The 20,456-nt window shown below is 50.7% G+C and carries 17 protein-coding genes; 13 read left to right on the top strand and 4 right to left on the bottom strand.

Annotated features, from left to right (window positions below; genetic code table 11):
- Positions 1 to 51: 51 nt before the first annotated feature.
- From AAF564_12780 to AAF564_12755, 6 genes are all read left to right on the top strand, one after another.
- Positions 52 to 783, top strand: coding sequence for a YggS family pyridoxal phosphate-dependent enzyme (locus AAF564_12780; protein ID MEM8486419.1), 732 nt, complete (start codon positions 52 to 54; stop codon positions 781 to 783).
- Between the two features lie 99 nt (positions 784 to 882).
- Positions 883 to 1,989, top strand: coding sequence for a DivIVA domain-containing protein (locus AAF564_12775; protein ID MEM8486418.1), 1,107 nt, complete (start codon positions 883 to 885; stop codon positions 1,987 to 1,989).
- Between the two features lie 30 nt (positions 1,990 to 2,019).
- Entirely contained in the window at positions 2,020 to 2,877 is an 858-nt protein-coding gene (locus AAF564_12770) for a purine-nucleoside phosphorylase (protein ID MEM8486417.1), read from the top strand.
- Between the two features lie 89 nt (positions 2,878 to 2,966).
- A complete protein-coding gene (locus AAF564_12765) occupies positions 2,967 to 3,665 on the top strand; it encodes a four helix bundle protein (protein ID MEM8486416.1) in 699 nt (232 codons plus the stop codon).
- Between the two features lie 168 nt (positions 3,666 to 3,833).
- On the top strand, positions 3,834 to 5,810 hold the full coding sequence (locus tag AAF564_12760) for a hypothetical protein (GenBank protein ID MEM8486415.1): 1,977 nt from the start codon (positions 3,834 to 3,836) through the stop codon (positions 5,808 to 5,810).
- A 142-nt stretch (positions 5,811 to 5,952) separates the two neighbouring features.
- Positions 5,953 to 6,159 carry a hypothetical protein gene (locus AAF564_12755; protein MEM8486414.1) on the top strand — a complete coding sequence of 69 codons (207 nt, stop codon included), beginning with the start codon at positions 5,953 to 5,955 and terminating at the stop codon, positions 6,157 to 6,159.
- Between the two features lie 13 nt (positions 6,160 to 6,172).
- On the opposite strand, the gene AAF564_12750 is transcribed toward AAF564_12755, so the two are convergent.
- A complete protein-coding gene (locus AAF564_12750) occupies positions 6,173 to 8,410 on the bottom strand; it encodes a kelch repeat-containing protein (protein MEM8486413.1) in 2,238 nt (745 codons plus the stop codon).
- 327 nt (positions 8,411 to 8,737) lie between these two features.
- Here AAF564_12750 and ileS point away from each other — a divergent pair, with 327 nt between their 5' ends.
- The 7 genes from ileS (at position 8,738) to lepB (AAF564_12715) (ending at position 18,415) form a co-directional block, all read left to right on the top strand.
- Positions 8,738 to 11,935 carry an isoleucine--tRNA ligase gene (ileS, locus tag AAF564_12745; GenBank protein MEM8486412.1) on the top strand — a complete coding sequence of 1,066 codons (3,198 nt, stop codon included), beginning with the start codon at positions 8,738 to 8,740 and terminating at the stop codon, positions 11,933 to 11,935.
- Positions 11,936 to 12,011: 76 nt separating this feature from the next.
- Positions 12,012 to 12,470 (top strand): TraR/DksA C4-type zinc finger protein, encoded by a 459-nt coding sequence (locus AAF564_12740; GenBank protein MEM8486411.1) that lies wholly within the window; start codon positions 12,012 to 12,014, stop codon positions 12,468 to 12,470.
- A gap of 54 nt (positions 12,471 to 12,524) precedes the next feature.
- Positions 12,525 to 13,208: a signal peptidase II gene (locus AAF564_12735; protein ID MEM8486410.1), complete on the top strand. Its 684-nt coding sequence runs from the start codon at positions 12,525 to 12,527 to the stop codon at positions 13,206 to 13,208.
- 160 nt (positions 13,209 to 13,368) lie between these two features.
- Positions 13,369 to 15,174 (top strand): translation elongation factor 4, encoded by a 1,806-nt coding sequence (gene lepA, locus AAF564_12730; protein MEM8486409.1) that lies wholly within the window; start codon positions 13,369 to 13,371, stop codon positions 15,172 to 15,174.
- A 175-nt stretch (positions 15,175 to 15,349) separates the two neighbouring features.
- Positions 15,350 to 16,156 carry a hypothetical protein gene (locus AAF564_12725; protein ID MEM8486408.1) on the top strand — a complete coding sequence of 269 codons (807 nt, stop codon included), beginning with the start codon at positions 15,350 to 15,352 and terminating at the stop codon, positions 16,154 to 16,156.
- 16 nt (positions 16,157 to 16,172) lie between these two features.
- Positions 16,173 to 17,306, top strand: a complete 1,134-nt coding sequence (gene lepB / locus AAF564_12720; GenBank protein MEM8486407.1) for a signal peptidase I — start codon at positions 16,173 to 16,175, stop codon at positions 17,304 to 17,306.
- Between the two features lie 20 nt (positions 17,307 to 17,326).
- Complete coding sequence (gene lepB, locus AAF564_12715) at positions 17,327 to 18,415, top strand: signal peptidase I (GenBank protein MEM8486406.1); 1,089 nt, start codon at positions 17,327 to 17,329, stop codon at positions 18,413 to 18,415.
- Positions 18,416 to 18,478: 63 nt separating this feature from the next.
- On the opposite strand, the gene AAF564_12710 is transcribed toward lepB (AAF564_12715), so the two are convergent.
- The 3 genes from AAF564_12710 to AAF564_12700 form a co-directional block, all read right to left on the bottom strand.
- Positions 18,479 to 19,435: a L,D-transpeptidase gene (locus AAF564_12710; GenBank protein ID MEM8486405.1), complete on the bottom strand. Its 957-nt coding sequence runs from the start codon at positions 19,433 to 19,435 to the stop codon at positions 18,479 to 18,481.
- A 57-nt stretch (positions 19,436 to 19,492) separates the two neighbouring features.
- Complete coding sequence (locus tag AAF564_12705; GenBank protein MEM8486404.1) at positions 19,493 to 20,008, bottom strand: hypothetical protein; 516 nt, start codon at positions 20,006 to 20,008, stop codon at positions 19,493 to 19,495.
- 112 nt (positions 20,009 to 20,120) lie between these two features.
- On the bottom strand, positions 20,121 to 20,456 hold a 336-nt coding region (locus AAF564_12700), incomplete at its 5' end, for a hypothetical protein (protein ID MEM8486403.1).

Genomic DNA, 20,456 nt, shown 5'->3' with positions numbered 1-20,456 from the left:
CATAACGCATTGCCTGATTAATCGTTATTTTTTATCTACTTAGGTAACTGCATGCACAATACGGTGTCTCGCGATTCAACATCGACCATCCAGCAACGAATAGCAGGCGTGCTCCGCCGAATGGAGCAAGCATGCCAGCGAGTAGGGCGGGATGCAAGTGAAGTTGAGCTTGTCGCAGTCACAAAAACGTACCCGATTGAGGTTGTTCGCGAAGCTTTTGACGCAGGGATACGACACTTTGGTGAAAACCGTGTCCAGGAGTTGAAGTTGAAATCTCAAGCGCTACCAGGCGTTCAGCATGGTGGAGAGGTTTTTTGGCACATGATTGGCCATGTTCAGCGTAACAAGGCTAAAGATGTACTAGAATGTGCCGATTTTGTGCATGCACTTGATAGCCAACGGTTAGCGGAGGTAATGGATCGACGTGCCGGAGACAAGGGCCGCGTCTTGCCATGCCTCGTACAGGTTAATGTGTCAAACGAATATTCAAAATTTGGGTTGGAGCCGGCAGACGTGCCGGAATTCCTCGTGCTGCTGAAGCAATATGCGAACCTTGAAGTTCGTGGGTTTATGACCCTTGCCGCTCCAGCAGCCGATCCTGAAGATGTGCGTCCGCAGTTCAAACTGCTACGATCCATAATGCATGACGCGCAACAGGCCCATCCGCAGATGAAGACCGTGGATGTACTCTCCATGGGGATGAGCGGAGATTTTGAGGTTGCTATAGAGGAAGGGGCAACCCACGTTCGTGTTGGCAGTGCGTTGTTCGGCGCACGAAGTTAAATTGAACATTTTCGTTGGAAAAGGCATATTTTGTATATTACAACGGAAAACACCAACGTTTTTTAGTCCGACTAGGCTGCCACCAATGGTGCAAGGATCATGAAATTGACTCCCCTTGACATAAAGAAGCAAGAGTTTACTCGATCATTTCGTGGAGTAGACGCGCAGGAAGTATATAATTTTCTTCAGATGGTGGGGGATCAATGGGATAACTTGTTAGATGAAAACCGCCGGCTCGAACAGAAGGTGCGCGAATACGACAACAAGTTGGACCATTACCGTAAAATTGAAGAGGCCCTCCAGGAAGCACTGGAGACCGCGAGAGACAATTCTCATAAAACCATCGAGAACGCGCAGCGCGAAGCGCAGATCATTCTCAAAGAAGCGCGCAGTGCCTCGGAAGAAATTCGAAAAAAAGCTTCAACAGATCACAAGCGGTTGAAGCACGATATCTCAAAAATTGGCAGCCGGCGCGACGAAGTTGTTGCGCGCCTGCGTGCTTTCCTTATGTCTGAACTGGAATTGCTGTCCCGCTTTGAAGGCCAGGATTCCATGGGCTTTGTTCGCCTTGATGCTGCTGATAGCCGGCAACTGCACGGCCGCAGTAATGAAGTTAATATCCGCGCTTCTTATCAGTCGCACGCCGTCCCGGTACATCACCCCGAAAACCCGGTTGTTGATTTGCCCGTGGATGAAGAGGAGACTTCGTTTGAAGAAGACTTGACCGTGAACGATACGTTCACCGGCGCAACAACCCGTGCAGTAACCGGCAATACTGTAGATCTTGCTCATGGAAGCCAGAATGGAAACGGTCATGCAGAACCGAGTGCGAGTGAAGGCCTGAGCACAGACGAACTGGAGTTTATTAAATCTACCGTTAGCTCTGCCACACAGCAGCCCGTTGCTGATGATATTTTCAAGCCGGCAGAACCTGAAGTAGACGAAGCCTGGCAACGTTCCCTTGCAGATAATAACACGCCGGCAAACGGACAGCCGCATCCGGGCAATCAGCCTGATGCGCCTCCTGGCGGTTGGGTTGTTAAGCCGGCAGGAGGGAACCGGCCGCCAGAGCAGGCACCTGCCAATACACCTAATCTGGGTGGCTTTGCCTCACCTTTGTTTGGTTCAGATAGCGATCAGGATGATCTTTCTGCAACGCCGGAAGAAATTGAGAAAATCCGCCGCATCTTGAACGACCTGGATTAATCTAATAGCATACATACCCCCAAGAAATACATGCCAGAGGAGAATGTGTCTCTGCCTGAACAGGCAGCACGTTATCGCGCAGAGGTTGAAGGCGCTGCCAAAACCATTAGCTCCGTATCAGCTTTAAACCCTTCCATCGGTATCATTCTTGGCACCGGACTTGGGGCATTAGCCAAAGAAATTGAAGTGGAGCACGTGCTCGACTATGGCGAAATTCCCCATTTTCCTGTTTCCACGGTAGAAAGTCATCAAGGAAAATTGATCATTGGGCGCCTCGGTAATGTGCCGGTTTATGCATGCCAGGGCCGGTTTCATCTGTATGAAGGATACTCAGCACAACAGGTAACCTTTCCCGTTCGTGTATTGGGGACGCTGGGTGTAAATACCTTGCTGATTTCGAATGCTGCCGGCGGCATGAACCCGAATTTCAAGCGTGGCGACTTGATGCTTATCACCGATCACATCAACCTGCAAGGGGTAAATCCGCTTGTTGGGCCAAATGATGATGATTGGGGGCCACGCTTTCCTGATATGAGTGAACCTTACGATACCGGGCTGCGTGACCTGGCCGAGTCCATCGCGCTGTCACGCGGGATTAAACTCCATCAGGGTGTCTACGTATCGGTTGTCGGGCCTAACCTGGAGACAAAAGCTGAGTACAGGTTTTTGCGGGCCATTGGCGCTGACGTTGTTGGGATGAGTACCGTCCCCGAAGTGATCGTTGCACGCCATATGAACTTACGCACCATGGCCATTTCGGTTGTTACCGACGAGTGCTTTCCCGATGCGCTGGAGCCGATCTCCATCGAACACGTGCTGGCTGCAGCCGCGGAAGCTGAGCCAAACCTTACTGCCATCATGAAAGCAGTGGCTATGCACGAAGCATAAAGGTTGCGTATTTTTAAAACGCTGGCTCCGTAGATCCCTCGCTGGCGGTCAGATGTATCTGCGCTGTTTCATCAGACTATTGTTGGACCATGTTCGGCGATGAAATTTGGGACGAAAACGAGTGGGAAGCCTTCCTTCGGAAAGACGATGACCGCATCGAGCGGTACATGAAGCTCTTGAACCGGTTTTTGTCTGATCACCCACTGCCTAAAACCGAGAATGACCAGGACAACCAGGCCTGGCGAGACGCCTTTAAAGCATATCTTATCCAGCACGGTTTGCCGTTTGAGGAATTTGAAGCTGGCCAATTCCAGGCAGACAATGAAGAGCAGGAAGAACATTCACCCATCCCGTTTGATTTGCCAACAGAAGACCTCATTATGGAGGAAGACAGGGAGGCGTTTGAGTCATTGCAACAGATCCCGGTATACCAGCTTGCGTATGATCTGACCACCTATGTGCTCTCCTGGTCTGATGGCTTGCCCGGAGAAACGAAGGACAGTGTGCTTGTCCAGTTCTGCTCGAGCATCATGCAGGTTACTGCAAACATTGCGAAAGGGCATGGCATGGGGTACGACCTGGAAGTGTTGGGCGGTAATATTGCATGTTTGAAACGCGGGATCAAGGCTGCCAACACAGCGCTGGATCTGCTGCGCGAGATGAAGGGCCGGCGCTACTTCACGCCGGCGGCCTACGCTGATCTTTACGAACGAACGTACGAAGTGCGCAATAGCGTGGGACTCCATATCCAGGATCTGCGAGACCGATTTAATCTCGGTATCGATTAACGCGCTGTCAATGCAACCCATCTGCTATGTTGACGGTTAGCAGGCCTTTCCACCAGCCTGGTGCTTCCTTAAAACCAGGTTGCATCCATAATATTGTTGGCTGCTTCGAGAGAAGCCTACACCATGCCTGTACCTGGCAACCCATCCTTTTGAAAGGATTGCATATTTATGCTTAGTACTGTTACAACGAGCAAGCCCAACTGGCCCGAAGCAATTGATAAAGCGTTTGCAGTCCCCGATACCGCTGCCATTACGCAACTTGGTTTTCTGGTTGATGGTTTTCATCAAGTAGAACCGAGATTGCGTAGCTTGGCCATGGAGCACCTGTGTGCAACGCTTGAAAATGATGTAGCCAGTGCAGCAAAAGTAGGCGAAGCCGTCTGTGAGGTTGTCCGTAATGCTGATGTTACGCTGCTCCTTACTGAGTCAGGCATTCCCGGTAACAAAGGTTTTTTTAGCGAGTTGCTGGGCCGTATTGAGCGCCGCGTGTTGCCTGATCCTGTGGATGGGGAAGACTTGCGCGCCAGCCTCCATCAGTTGTTTGATCGACATGATGACCATTTGTGGGTAGAAGCCATTCCTGATTCGCTTTGGATTCGGCTAATGGTTGCTATTGGTATTGGGGAAGATGGCCGGCCGGCTGTGTCTGATGAATGGGCTGCCAGTATCAGAATTCTGAGTCATCACATAGCGAGCCTCGGGCTCCAGCCAGAAATTACGCACCGCCTCACCCACCTGGACGACGCCAACTCGCCATTCTTGATGCTCTCAGATCACGTCCTGTGTTTTATCAAAGCGGTCAGGCGTGAGAACGAGGACGAGCAGATGCAACACTGCCTTAGTGTCGCCCTTAGCACAACACAGATGTGTAGGGTGCAGGTTGAGAAACTCCGGGAAGAAAAGAGGCTCTATGGGACCAGTTTGCGCCTTACCAACCTGTCTTTTCGCCTGTTGCAATTGCTTAACCGGTTGGAAAACCTGTTGAAGTTGACGGCAGCAGACAAAGACGCATTCAGGTCTGAACTGGTGCTGTTGTTTAAAACGCTGGTTGAAGCAGAGAGCCGGCGGGACCATATCCGGCCACACATTAAGAAAAGTGGCGACTTGCTTGCCTTTCAGGTTGTAGAACACGCGGCAAAAAAGGGGAGCAAGTATATCACAACCGGGCGCAAAGACTACTGGAAGTTTTTTGCGGCAAGCCTGGGAGGCGGGTTTATTGTTGCCATATTTGCGCTACTCAAGCTGCTCTTAAAACAACCCGCGTTGCCGCTGGGCGTTGAGGCTTTCCTGTTCGGTGTAAACTACTCTGTCTGTTTTGTAGTAATCTACCTGACAGGATCAGCACTGGCTACCAAGCAGCCGGCGATGACCGCAAATACGCTGGCCCGTTCGCTGGAGCGAGATGAAGAGGGACTGCATCTCGAACGACTCGAAAACCTCATTGTGCAGGTGTCTCGTAGCCAGTTTATTTCGTTTGTTGGCAACCTGATGATGGCTTTGCCACTCGCGTTCCTGCTTTCGATCGCATATTTCAAGCTCACAGGCACACACGTGCTTGATGATGCAACCTCTACCAAAATACTGCACGGCATCAGTCCGTTGTCGAGTGGGGCGCTGATCTACGCTGCCATCGCTGGTATATTTCTGTTTGTGTCAGGTCTGGTTGCCGGCTGGGTTGACAACCGCAACCTGTACAAGCGCTATCCACAGCGTATTGCAAGCCATCCCTTTCTGCTACGCCTGATGGGAGATGTCCGGGCAAAAAAAATAGGAGCGTTCTGGGATCGAAACCTTGGTATCCTGGCTGGTAACGTTGTCCTGGGCTTCTGTCTGGGGTCCACAGCAACCCTTGGCGAAATAATTGGCTTACCGATTGATATCCGCCATATCGCCTTCTCATCGGCTGAGTATGGTATGTCATTGGAGGCCTTAGGCAGTGCAACACCACGCGAACTGATTGTTAATGCGTCAGCCGGCGTCATACTTATCGGCCTGGTAAACTTCCTGGTAAGCTTTGGCTTGAGCCTGGTGATGGCGCTGGAGTCTCGTGCTGTTCGTTTTCAGGAAACGCGGAGCCTCGTTTGGCACCTGATACGCCGGCTTTTCCGCCGGCCCATTGACTGGTTTTTTCCTCCCCGCCAATAAAACAGATCAACCCACCCGTGGATGGGGTGTTGGCTTGCCCTCTCCATGCAATTAAACGAAAGGCCACGCAGAGGGGCTATAACTAATTGCCAGTGCCTTCGTATCATAGGCCGCAATAAAAATTCAAATACAGGAGCTATCCATGAAAGGAGGCAAAGGAGGCCAAGGCATTGGTGTCGGAATTGCCCTCGGCGTTGCTTTAGGCGCTGCGTTTGACAACGTGGGATTGGGCCTTGCATTGGGTGTCGCTTTTGGAGCTGCTTTCGACACCATGGGGTACAAGTTTGGCAGGCCGAAGCCAACCAACGAAAGTGGCAGCGACGATGCATCACAAGCAGCCTCAGGGTAAAGCGTTCCCGGGTTTACTTTAGTAAAACCATGCTTCCTGAATGGATGAACACTTCACTGCCCAAACGCGCTGTAACCCGGTAAACGTAGGTGCCGGCAGGCAAACTGCGCGCATCGATTGATACAGAGCGCTGGTTACCGGCAGCTACTTGTGCTGCTGATTCGCGCAGTACCTCGCGGCCAAGCAGGTCCAGTACCTGGATTTCAACATCGCCATCTGCCGGCATATCAAAGCTAATCCGTGTCGTTGGATTAAACGGATTAGGATAGTTGCCATGCAGTGTGAAACCGTCTGGTAGTGCATCAGGCGCGTCGATAAACTGCATGTGAACGAGTTCAACTGCCGTGTCATGTATTTCAATGGATTGCCCCTGGCGCAAATCGTGGATTTGGATGCCTGTTGGTGTTTGGTATGAAATTGCAAGCTGTCCACTTTTCCCTGCAGGTGCTTTTCCAAACTGCAGCGTAAGGGGGAGTGCGCCGGCCTGTACCCGGATGTCACCGGCAGTTGCCTCCAGGAGTCGCCGGTTGTTTCTGAACCTGGCATCAAAATAGCGCTGGTCTGCCCGTGGTGGCAGGTTATAGGCTGCCGATGTCGCAGCAGGACTGTCTGTAAAGAGCAGTTGTTGAGATTTACCAGCTGCATTGCGCACATGCAGGCTGCCAAACGCATCCTGTTCAGTAGACAACGTGCCCGCAGTGTGTGCATCAGCAGCGTTTTTGCCGCCGCTACACTGCAAATCCAGAATTGCATCTTTTGTGGTAAATACCCAGTAGCCAACACCCTGGTCTAGTCGGCCTCGCGCAAAGACTTCGTTGTAAGCTGGCTCATATCCATCATCAAACAAATATAAACTGCCTTCCGGGATAGCGCCTGTTGGGTCCGTGCTTGAGCCGAGCAGGAAAACATTGTCACACGAAGGGCCGGCGATCATATTCCAGCCTTCCGTCAACGAGATTTGCATCGCATTGATAGCCGTACCAGTGATGGTCTGTGTGTCTGGATTGGGTGCATTGTCGTTGAGTCGAATCCAGAACGCTTTGCCGATGCTGAGGCTTGTGAAGGCCTCGTAGGAATTGTCACCGTCCCAGGTCAAAGGGGAGAGGCCGGCTACCAGATCGAGGTCGTCGTATATCGATTGGTAATCTGTGGTTGTGGGTGTGATTGGCAAGCCGGCCATATTCCAGCCTGGTTTCAATTCCTGGTTGTACTGGATCAACTGCACATTGGTGTCTTCATAGCGTTCGATGGAGTCGAGCTCAGGCGCGCCCCCTTTTTGGGCCGAGCCTGCTGCCAGGTAAATGGCATTGTCAAAAATTGCAGCCTGTGTGGCATGTCGGCCTACAACGAGCGGCGCCAGATCACGACATGATTCCGTGATAGGATTAAACGCTTCCGTCTGGTTATGGGCCAGCGTTTGCGTGGTTTCGCCGCCAATCACGAGGATTTCGCCCTGGTAGAGCAGGGTAGCCGGCGCACCACGCGGAATGGGCAGGTTTTTGGTAGACGGCAACGTGGACCATGTGTTGGTACCGAAGTCGTACACATCAATTTCGCCAATGGTGGCGCCCGTAATACTATTTACGCTTGAGTCTCTGCCACCAATCAGGTAGAGCTTGCCGTTGAAAACAGTGGCATGGAAGTGATCACGCACGCGGGGCGCATCTGGAAGCACCCGCCATTGCCCGGTATTGGGGTCGTATTCATCAAAAGAGGCATAGGCGGTTGCCGGGTCACCATGGCCGCCATCGATGCCGCCTACAATGTAAATTTTGTCGTTGTAGACCACTGCGCCCGTTGAGCCGCGCCGGCGATCTTGCGGGATTTCGTCTCCTTGGGCCCAGGAATCTGTTGCCGGGTTATAGGTCCATACATGGGAGACGCCAGATTCAGCATCGCAGCAGGTCCCGGTGTAGGCACCAATGACGTAAATGAGGTTGTTGTAGACCAGCGCCTGAAAGTGGTGCAGCTGGAAGCTCGGAAAAGCACCGTTGGTCCAGGTGTCCGTAGCAGGGTCAAAAATTTGCACGCGTTTGAGTCCGCGGCCCCCAATCAGATAAAGTTTGCCATTGTAGGCCACAAAGCCGTTTTCGTGGCGGGCATCTGGCTCATTGGTGGTTGCAACCGTTGACCAGATAGCATCAAGTTGTCCGCTGTTTGGTGCAACGTTTTGGGCATTCAGGGTAGCGGTATCAGCAATAAGGAAAAGAAACAGTGAGGCCAGCACGTACCACATTGTCGGTCGGAACATGGGATAGCAGGTGTCAAAAGATGAAGAAGGACGACGCCTCCCAACTGGGGAAAAGAGAAGCAATAGCTACCGTCACAGTCGTACCATGTCGCTTTGAAACGGAAAGGCCAAATGAATCCCGGGGCCAGGTCAGCCGGGTTGCGCCAAGGGTAGTTGTGTGAAGTAAGAAATGGCGCACACACGTCTCCATTTACGGTTACTAATACGCATCGAAAACAGGCATTTCCGGTAAAGAAAAAAAGAAACCGGTAAGGGATTGAACAATAAAGCGGAGGCTATCGTATCAGGGCAATTCTGCAAAAGGCTCATTGCTTCGATGTGATTGATATGACAGCATTTAGAGAAGAAAAAAACTTTGATCTTCCCAAACTGGAAGAAGATATCCTGGCTCGCTGGAAGGAGCAGCAAATCTTCGAACAAAGCGTAGCTGCAAGGGAAGGGGCGCCAAGCTTTACGTTTTATGAGGGACCGCCTACAGCCAATGGCCGGCCCGGTATTCATCACGTACTTGCGCGTACGATTAAAGACACCTTTTGTCGGTATAAAACGATGAAGGGATTCCAGGTGGAACGTAAAGGGGGCTGGGATACCCATGGTTTGCCTGTCGAGATTGAGGTAGAGAAGCAACTTGGGCTGGAAGGCCGGCATCAGGTGGAGGAGTATGGTATTGAAAAATACAACGCAGCCTGCCGCGAGAGTGTACTGAAATACAAAGAGCTTTGGGACGACCTCACCGTTCGGATGGGGTACTGGGTTGATTTGGATAGCCCGTATGTGACCTTCAAAAATGAATACATCGAATCTGTCTGGTGGCTGCTGAAGCAAATCCATGAAAAGGGATTGCTTTACAAGGGCCACAAAATTCAGTGGTACAGTCCTGGTTCATCTACAGTGCTTTCCTCTCATGAGGTAAGCCTCGGGTACAAAGAGGTGCAGGACCCCAGTGTGTACATCCGCTTCAGCGTTCACAATGAGCCAGATACCTACTTTCTGGCCTGGACCACGACGCCCTGGACGCTGATCTCGAACACTGGGCTCGCTGTAGGAGAGAAAATTGACTACGTAAAAGTGCGGCAGACCGACCCGGATCAGCCGGCTGAGCACATCTATCTCGCAAAATCGCTCCTGCGCAAAGTTTCTGAGACGTATGAAGTAGTTGAAGAAATGAAGGGCAAAGATCTGATTGGCAAAACGTACGATCCGCTGTATCCCTATTTCAAAGAAGCAGAGGGTGCTGACCAGGCCTGGCGTGTGGTGCCGGCCGACTTTGTTTCGACAGAAGATGGCACCGGGATCGTCCATATGGCGCCGGCTTTTGGTGCAGAAGACCATGAAGTAGGTAAGAAGGAAGGGTTACCGCTGTTTAATCCCGTTACCCCCGATGGGGTATTTGGCGAAGAAGCAACGTTGGTTGCCGGCATGTGGTTTAAAGATGCTGACAAAGTAATCAACCGGGATCTTCGGGATCGCGGCATGCTGTACAAGCACGAGACCTACCTGCATAATTACCCGCATGACTGGCGCAAAGGTACGCCCTTGATGAGCTATCCGGTTGAGAGCTGGTTCATCCGGACAACGGCGCTTAAGGAAAAGCTGATCAAGCTTAACGATGAAATTAATTGGCAGCCCTCCAGCATTGGGACGGGCCGGTTTGGGGAGTGGCTAAAAAACAATGTCGACTGGGCATTGAGCCGGCGCCGTTACTGGGGCACGCCGCTGCCGATCTGGCAGTCAGACGCGCCAGATTCTGAGTATATCGAGGTGATTGGTTCTGTTGAAGAACTGCGCGCCAAGTGTGGTGACCAGGTACCCGAAGGTGATGACCTGGATTTGCACCGTCCTTTTGTGGACCAATTTACCTGGCCGGCGCCTGATGGTGGTACCATGCGCCGCATCCCCGACTTGATCGACGTATGGTTTGATTCCGGGGCAATGCCTTTTGCGCAGTGGCACTACCCGTTTGAAAATAAAGAAAAATTCGACCGTAACTTCCCGGCAGATTTCATTGCTGAAGGAGTAGACCAGACCCGTGGCTGGTTTTATACGCTGCATGCCATTGCGACCCTGGTGATGGGCGAAAAGTCGTATAAAAATGTGGTTGTAAATGGCTTGCTGCTCGACGACAAAGGCGAAAAGATGTCGAAGAGTAAAGGCAATGCGATCGACCCTTTTGCAATTATCAAGGCGCAGGGTGCAGATGCCGTGCGCTGGTATATGATGAGCAATACGCCGCCTTGGGAAAACCTCAAGTTTGCCGAACGCGGATTACTGGATACGAAGCGCAAATTCTTTGGGACCTTGCAGAATGTGTATTCATTCTTCGCCACCTACGCAAATATCGATGGGTTTGCGTACCAGCATGACCGGATACCGGTTGCGGAGCGTCCTGAACTAGATCGCTGGATCATCAGCCGGCTCAACACAACGGTAGCGGCTGTAGACAGGGCGTATGATGGCTACCATCCGACGCGGGCTGCACGCGCACTGGAAGGGTTTGTAGAGGAGTTGTCGAACTGGTACATCCGCCGCTCTCGCCGGCGCTTCTGGAGCGCAAAGCAGGGGGGAGACACAGGGCCAGAGGCCAACCAGGACAAGCAGATGGCCTACCAGACGGTTTATGAGAGCTTGTTGGCTGTAGCGAAATTGATGAGTCCGATTGCGCCGTTCTTTAGTGAATGGCTCTACGGCGCATTGGTAAGCGTCGTTGAAGACGAAGCCCCGGGCTCGGTTCACCTGGCGTTTTTCCCTGAAGTGGAGCCGGCTGCAGTGGATCTCGATTTAGAGCACCGGATGCAGTTGGCAAGGACTGTATCATCGGTTGTACTCTCGCTGCGCAATAAAAGCAACATCAACGTCCGCCAGCCTTTATCGCGTATAATGGTGGTTACAGGCAGTCAAGTGAGGGAAGAAGATGTGGCTGCTGTAAAGAATATTATCCTGGATGAAGTAAATGTGAAGGAGATTGAGTATATTTCTGGTGCCAGTACAATAGTGAAGCGTTCGGCTAAGGCAAATTTCAAATTGCTGGGCCGGCGTTTAGGGAAACAGATGAAAGCTGTAGCCGGCGCGATCAAAGCGTTGGATACAGACCAAATCGATGCTTTTCTTGCAACTAAAAGCCTTTCTCTTACTGTAGACGGACAGGAAATCACTCTCGAAGGCGATGAGATCGAAATTGTCAGCGAGGGAATTGACGGTTGGCTCGTTGAGCAGGAAGGCAATGTGACGGTAGCACTCGATACAGTGCTCAACGATGAACTGGTGGTTGAGGGCCTGGCGAGGGAATCTGTAAACAGGATTCAGAACCTCAGGAAATCAGCCAACTTTGAAGTGACGGATCGAATCGAAATCGAGTTTGAAGCTTCGGAATTGCTTACCCACGCAATCGCTCAACAATCCGCGTGGATCAGGAACGAGACCCTGGCATCATCGTTGCAGGAGGCAAGTTCTCCCTCTGGCGAAATTGTAGAAACGTTCGAGATAGGAAAGGAAAGGTTAACCATAGGTGTAGGCCGAATGAAATAGGCCACCGAAGAAATAATATCCCGCTCTAGTTATTTCTTTTTATGTATCTTTTTTTATTCATATTTTGAGAACCATTATGGCATCTACCCCCGGGCGTATCGATGACGACTTCTCATCCAATAGTCAGGAGGATATGGAAAAAATAGCAACACAACCAGCCATCAAGTCCCCATTTTCTGACAGTGAACTTGAGTACTTTAACAACCTCATCCTGAAAAGAAGAATATCTTGCGTTGAGGACATTGACCGACTTCGCGATCAGCTCAAGGACGCTAGAGAACAAGCAGAAAATGACACGGCATACAGCTTCCATATGGCTGATGCAGGGACTGACGCCATGGAGCGTGAAAAGCTCTATCTCATGATTGCGCGTCAGCAAAAATATGTTGGTTACCTTGATCGTGCTCTCGGCCGGATTAAAAACAAAACCTACGGGGTTTGCAAAATCACGGGCAAGCCGATCACTAAAGAAAGACTTGAAGCTGTACCTCATACAGAAATTTCTATCGAGGCAAAGCTGAAGCAAAAAAAGTAAATTGCGTTGATTTTGTAGGGATTAACACCTCGTTGGGCGAGGTATTGCTGGTACATGCGCGTTCTCTGGATTTCTGTATTCGTTGTTATAATTGATCAAATTACCAAGCTGCTTGTCTTGCAGAAGATGTACGTCGGGCAGTCCATTGCGCTTGTTGGTGATTGGCTCAAGTTTACCTTTACTGAAAATCCGGGAATGGCGTTTGGAATAACGTTTGGCGTTAAAGGACTCGTCCCCATTCTGTCCGTTTCAGCCACGCTCCTGATTTTGTTTTACCTGTACAAGGTGAGGCATACGTATTCCTGGTATCGGATTAGCATTGGCTTTATTCTTGGCGGTGCGTTCGGCAATATTATCGACCGGGTGTTTTACGGCGCTATTTTTTACAACAACCGGCTCTTTACGGGGCATGTCGTTGATTTCATCCACGTCAATCTCTGGCGCGGATACATCCCTGAATCCTGGCCATTCGTCGGAGGTAAATACGCTGCGTTATTTCCAATTTGGAATGTAGCGGACATGGCCATTGTGTTAGGTGTTATCGGTATCCTTGTGTTCCAGAACAAGTTTCAGGAGAGCCTCATTGAGGCTGTTCCGGAACACCAGGATGCTGATGTTGTGGGTGCCGTTGCTGCGGATGCGGCGCGTAGTGAAATGAAAGAGGATGCGGCAGTTTTTCCACCGGAAACAGCCGGTGGGAATGGAGTGGAGGAAGATACCGTGAAGAAAGATCTGTAGTAGGGCAATTCTTGGGTGGTCGAGGCGTTCGGGCGGGAACTAACAAAGGGGATTGATCTTTGTGTTTGTCAGAAGAAAACCTCCTTGTGTTCGATCCAATGCCGGCGCAGGGAGTAGCAGAACATCATGTCTTAAGTACATGGTTGCCCGAGAAGAACGAATGTCCAATTATAAAGAGCGCATAAGGAATTTTTGCATCATTGCTCACATCGACCACGGCAAGAGTACGCTTGCTGACCGGTTGCTGGAGCTAACTGGTACGCTGAGCCAACGAGAGTTGCAAGAGCAGGTGCTGGATGATATGGACCTGGAGCGCGAACGTGGTATCACGATCAAGAGCCACGCCATCCGGATGGAGTACAAAGCGGAAGATGGGCAGACGTATACGCTCAACCTGATTGACACACCGGGCCATGTCGATTTTACCTATGAAGTATCGCGGGCACTCAGCGCTTGTGAAGGAGCCATTCTTGTTGTAGACGCCGCCCAGGGTATTGAAGCCCAGACCATTTCCAACCTGTATTTGGCCATGGAACTGGACCTGGAAATCATCCCTGTGATGAACAAGGTCGATTTACCCAGCGCACGCCCTGATGTTATTGCCCAAAGTATCGAACAACTCCTTGGGGAGCCGGCGGAAGACATTCTTTCAATCAGCGCTAAAACCGGAAAAGGGGTTGATGCACTGCTTGAAAGCATTGTTCACCGCATCCCGTCTCCGAGTGGCGATGAAGAGGCGCCGTTGCAGGCTTTGATTTTTGATTCAGTTTTTAACCCGTATCGCGGGGCCATTGCTTATATCCGCGCATTTCAAGGCACGCTGCACAAAGGCGAGAAAATGCGATTCATGTTCAACGGGCATGAGTATGATGCGGAGGAGATTGGGGTGCTGAAGCTTGGTATGGAGCCCGCTAAGGAGCTTCGTGCCGGTGACGTAGGTTATGTCATTGGTTCGGTTAAAGACGTACGACATACCCGCGTGGGTGATACGATCACCACGGCTAAGGGGCCTGCTGAAGAGGCAATCCAGGGCTTTCAAGACGTCAAGCCGATGGTCTTCAGTGGCGTATATCCCACAAATTCAGATGAGTTCGAAGACCTGCGGGCTTCTCTCGACAAACTGCGCCTAAACGATGCATCGCTGACGTATGAACCAGAAACATCCTCAGCCCTTGGATTTGGCTTTCGCGTAGGGTTTCTGGGCATGCTGCACATGGAAATCATCCAGGAACGCCTTGATCGTGAATTTGGACTGGACATCATTACAACAGTGCCGAACGTTAAGTACGAGGTCAACCTCACAAACGAAGAAGTGGTTGTTGTAGAGAATCCGAGTGCGATGCCGCCGCCAGGGCGCATCAACAACATCCAGGAGCCTTACGTTCGTGCGCAGATCATTACACCAACAGAATACATCGGTGCCTTGATGAAGCTCTGCCAGGATCGCCGCGGTATTTATGTTAATACCCAATATCTCGATACTGAAAGGGTGGATCTGCAGTATGAACTGCCGCTCTCTGAAATTGTATTTGATTTCTACGATAAACTCAAAAGTGTGAGCCGCGGGTACGCGTCTTTCGACTATGAGATTATGGAATACCGTGTCAGCGAGTTGATTAAACTCGATGTCATGATTAATGGAGACCCTGTTGATACCCTGTCTACGATTGTTCACCGTGACAAGGCGTATGAAATTGGTCGCAAGCTTACCCGGAAGCTGAAAGATCTGATTCCTCGTCAGATGTTTGAAGTAGCGCTGCAGGCGTCAATCGGTACACGGGTCATTGCCCGTGAAACGGTAAAAGCCATGCGTAAAGATGTTACAGCCAAATGTTATGGCGGTGACATTTCTCGTAAACGCAAGCTGCTTGAGAAACAAAAGGAAGGGAAGAAGCGAATGAAACAGGTAGGATCTGTTGAAGTGCCGCAAGAAGCATTTCTTGCAGTATTGTCCATTGATGACTAACCTGTTTTTTCTTGTTTGATGCGGCGCATTTAATGTGCGTTTTTTAGCCAATTTACCCACACTGGCCCTGTTTTTGCCGAAGATCCACACACTTCGTCAGACGAATTGTTGTGGAGGTTCTGCGCTTCTCGCGTTCGTTTGTTATTTTACCCGGGAATAACCCCGCGCAGTTACCATGTATAGCCTCCGATATCTCTTTGTAGTATGGATGGTCTGGGGAATGGTCAATCCACTCCAGGCGCAGGATCTGATAGATCGGTATCGCCGGGCGCGTTACGAAGTGCAGGTTCAGCAGTATTTCCAGGACAATGGCGTACACGCAGACCCGATGCCGGTGGCGCATCTGCCTTCGCGGGCTGATACGGTGCGGCAATGGCTGATCCAGTTAAATCGGAATGCGCAGATTGCGGCATGGCAGCAACGAGAGAAGTCGTTTGAAATTGAAGGCTGGCAGCTGGTGCGCCGGCTCGAGCGGTCCTGGTTTGAGAAGAAATTTGATAATACGTTATGGGCCTTCCTTGGTACAGAGTCGCTGCTGCCCCTTGATACAACGCGAACACAGGAAATTCGTGCGCACATGGAGTCCTATTTTGGTCCGCCCACCCAGACCATTACAGAACTTCTCGAGGAGGACATGCGTACGCGCAACAATGGCAGGTACGTACAGTTTGAATACTGGTTTGTGCTGAACGATTCCATCCCTCTGGTCTTTATGGATGTCAACGGCCCGCTGGAACGTGGTCTGGTTGTTTCCAGCGATCAGCGGTTTCGTGACATACTATTAAGTGTACGCGAATCGTTCTTGAAGGACTTTATGCAATCCAGCCGGCCCGCATCTTTTGTAGATTATTACTATGATGCACGGACGCTGAACTGGTACTACGCCGGCTACGACGGTGGAGACTACTTTATGGAGTTAATCGGCCAACCAAATCTAGCTTTGGGACGTCCCTGGCTGGATGCGATTAACAGGTCGGACTAATTTTTTAGGATAAATTTTGGCTACCTCTCAGAAAGCAAAACGTAAAAAGGAGCGACAAAAGAAGCGCGATACCAGGGCAAAAGCTGCATCATCAAAAGCTGCGGCAAAGCGTGCCGGGAAAGATGCACCTGTCCAGAAGAGTTGGCAGCGGGAATGGGCTGAGGCGCTGATCTTTGCGCTGGTAGTCATGTTGATCGTCCGTACGTTTATCTTTGACCTTTTCAAAATTCCCACACCGTCCATGGAGAAAAGCCTGCTGGTCGGTGACCACCTCTTTGTCTCCAAGCTAAATTACGGTACCCGCCTGCCCAAAACACTTGGCGTACCGTTTACCCAGATTCACTGGCCCGGATTTGAATTTCCCCATTTTCGTTTTCCAGGCTTCTCAGAAGTTAAGCGTGGCGATGCCATTGTGTTTAACTACCCGGTTGAAAACAAGCCGATCGACCGGAAAATGCACTACATCAAGCGCGTTGTTGGCTTGCCGGGTGAAACAGTGGAATTGCGTGACAAGGTTGTTTATATAGATAACGACCCGCAACCCCTTCTGAGTGGCATGCAACAAGTCTGGGACGTCTACAAAACTGACTCCCGTGTACATGTGTCTGCTACCCGTTTACGAGCGATAGGCATCGATTCTGTGGCTGCGACGAACAACCTTGAACTCATCCGTGTTGTGGCGACTGAAGAAGCTGTCAAACAGGTTGCTGCATGGCCTTATATCGATCGTGTAGAGCCTTTTCTGATGAATCCGGATGCACGGTACAGCGCAGCGATGTATCCTCCTGGCCGTGGATATACCCCGGATCAGTATGGGCCCGTTCGTATTCCACAAAAGGGACAGACCATCACCCTTACCAAAGAAAATTGGCCCGTTTACGACGTAGTCATCAATAAATACGAAGGGCGCAGCGGCCGCGTAACGGGTGATGGCACGTTCTCCATAGATGGCAGTCCTGCAACTTCTTATACTTTTCAACAGGACTACTATTTTGTTATGGGCGATAACCGCGATAACTCAGAAGACAGTCGCTTCTGGGGATTTGTCCCTATGGACCACGTGGTTGGCAAAGCATTAATGGTTTACTATTCGTGGGATAAAAACAGGAGCCTGCCCCGGTTTAACCGGATGTTCAAAATCATTCATTGACGGATTCAGGGTAGTGTTGCATGGGTCCTTACGATTCCGAGCGCAAATCTGTAGCTCAAATTCCTGTTCAGGAAGTTGCCCATTCTGCGTGGCAAGAACGCAGAGATATCTTGTGGGAGTGGTCTTTGGCCTTGCTCCTCGCCTTTGTAGCAGCGCTACTGATTCGTGCGTTGCTGTTTGAAGCTTTTCGTATTCCATCCGAGTCGATGGAGGAGACGCTGCAAGTGGGAGATTTTGTACTTGTATCAAAAGTGCATTATGGCGCCCGTTTGCCTGTCACAGTAGGCTTGCCCTTTACCAATCTGTATTTGGAAAACGTTGGACTCCCTACGATGCGGATGCCGGCGTTTTCATCGGTAAAGCGCAACGATGTGATTGTTTTTAATGTCCCGACTGAGCCTTACCCTATTGACCGCAAAACGCATTACATCAAACGCGTGATTGCGTTGCCAGGGGAGACCCTTTCTATCGTAAACAAGGTGCCCTACATCGGCGAAGAAGCTTTACGCATGCTGCCAGAAATGAAGCAGATGTGGCGGGCTACGATCAGCCCGGAAGCATCTTTCCCGATGCAGCGACTGAAGGACCTTGGGGTAAACCAGATTGTGATGCCGCAGCGAAGGGGAGACCCGATCAGTTTTGAAGCAACAGATGCTGTAGCTGTAACAGTCAGCAAGTGGCGAGAAATTACAGACGTGCAGCCGGTTATTCGTAATTCCAGGTTACGCTCGCGCGTTTTTCCTGTTGGCAGCAATTTTGGATTTGATAACTATGGTCCGCTTTATATCCCCAAAGCCGGCGAAGAGATTGCCCTCAATCCGCTAAACTGGACGCGATACAAGGACGTGATTAAGCTGCATGAAGAGCGAGATGCACGTCAACTCGATGATGATACGTACGAAATTGATGGCGTCCAGACGTCCTCGTATACGTTCGAGCAGGACTATTTCTTTGTGATGGGTGACAACCGCGACAGCTCACTCGACAGCCGCGCCTGGGGCTTTGTGCCGAAAGATCACGTAGTAGGCAAAGCCCTGTTTGTATACTTCTCCTGGAATCCAGCCCTCGACCAGGTCCGGTCAGACCGCTTCTTCTACAAAATCAAGTAAAGGGGGCTGGGTTGAATGTTTAAGGTTTTCTGATAATCCAACACAACCTTAAACATTCAACTCTTAGTTGGAGCTTGCCAGTCTGATTTTGTCGAAGTATTCCTGTAGTGGTGTGCCAGCTGGGATGTCGTAAGGATGTGCCGGCAGAATCACGCGTTCAAGGACCGGGTACCGGTTTTCATAGGTGAACGGCTGCGGGCTTACCCCTGGCGGCGGGTCTTCTCCTACAACCAGCACTGTTGTGCCGGGCTGCGATACGCGCCCATACGAAGTTGTGTACCCACTGCCTTTTCTAGACGTTCTCCATGGGTCTGCCCAGTTGTAAACCCACTCCGCGTCTGCGTCGATAAGGCGCACGCAACCATGGCTTGTAGGGCCGCCCGTAGGCATGGCATACTGGTGTGTATGGATGCCACGTGCGAGGTGAAAATTAAACACCCAGTACATTTCCCATGGTTCACCCGGTGGGCTTAACGAGGAAACGCGGTATTCTGTCTTCCAGTTGAAATTGTAGCGCCCATTTGGCGTCTGAGATTCTGCTGATCCAGTATTCACAATGCCCCAACGCGCCAATTGGCCGTGCTCATACGCAGCAAAAGCCTGAAGCGACTTTTCAATGATGAAAAGTTTAGGGAAGTCCTGCCCCCCAGGATAATACGTAGGGAACGGGGAATACGCTCTGAAGTCGGTATTGAAGACCGTTGGTACAACCAGTGTATCACCAATTGCCATATTGGGTAGCAGCTTGCGGTTAAGCAATTCTACCAGTTTACTGCGTTGTTTGCCCAGGTCGAGGTCACCATCGCCTATGACTTTGAAAAACGTGTTGCGTGCCATCACGTTGTTGCCACGCGAGTTGTACATTTTGAAGTAGTTGTAGAATACTTCTGGCAACTCATCAACTGATTCAACCCGGTAATCCAGCATTTCTTTTAATGCTTCCTGGCTGATATAAGACTGGGCAAACAGCGTTTGCGAACTAAAGAATAACCCCAGAAACAGGAGTAAAGCCTTTTTCATGGCTCTTGCAAAGTAAATGATACAAATAGACTAATTATTTGCGTGGGTACAGGGGGCTCAGGCAGATGGAGACGGAATGCGGAAGACCATAGCATGCCATGAAGCGTGCGCCGGCAACTCGAATCCACCCGATCTCAACTGTGCTAAAGTGGTGAGGCTGGTGTCAAATACAATCGTATCGCTTGTCACTGCATCCGAACGAACAAGCTTTCTAAACGCCGGCCTTGCAGCATTTTGCACCACGCCTTGCGCGTCCCGGTACAGGACGTGGAGTCCTGAGAGGAGCTCAAAGTTGTGCTTTTTGCCGGCTTCTTCCAGCGCATGCACTGACGCATCAATGCCGCAACCGGAGATGTCTGCTTCCGGGATGTCTGCGGTAATCAGGATAAACCGGTTTTCAAGGATTGCAAAGCGTCCTTGAACCTTGCGGCCATGGGATTGCCAGGCCGCCATGAAGCGACTCAATTGCGCGTCAATCAAGGCTTCGGTATCGCTGCTAAGCGGTTGGTTTACCGTATAAACCCAGAGCCGCGCATTGGCCGGCATGTCATCAAACAGGGAAGTATCTATCATCTTTCGTCCGAAAACGAATGAATTTAATGGTTTAGCACCTGTAAAATAAGAAAGGGCGGGCAATTGGTTCCTGTATACAACCGAAATGCTACAAATTACACATACGTATAGCCTATCCCGTTTGCTCAAGAACAAAGATCAGGATGGCAACAAGTAGTAAGCCACCAAAGATGGCCGCTGCAATTTTGAGTTTGCTCCACGGCCGCTGGCCTTGCACTTCACCGGTTTGTCCGTTAACCATGAAGCGATAAATTTCACCTTTATATCGGTAGGAGCTGATCCAGATGGGTAGTAAGATGTGTTTGAACGTGATATTGCTGTAGCTTGTGTCTTTGTAGAGGATACGCTGTTCGTCACCCCCTATATCGAGATCGGTAATCAGTCTGGCAAGCCATTTTATGAAGGATTCTTCAATGCAGCCTATGTAGATGACAACGGAATAGCTTAT

Source organism: Bacteroidota bacterium, from assembly GCA_039111535.1.
Classification (GTDB): domain Bacteria; phylum Bacteroidota; class Rhodothermia; order Rhodothermales; family JAHQVL01; genus JBCCIM01.
Note: the sequence above shows the minus strand (reverse complement) of the source record. Positions and strands in the feature narration are given on the sequence as shown.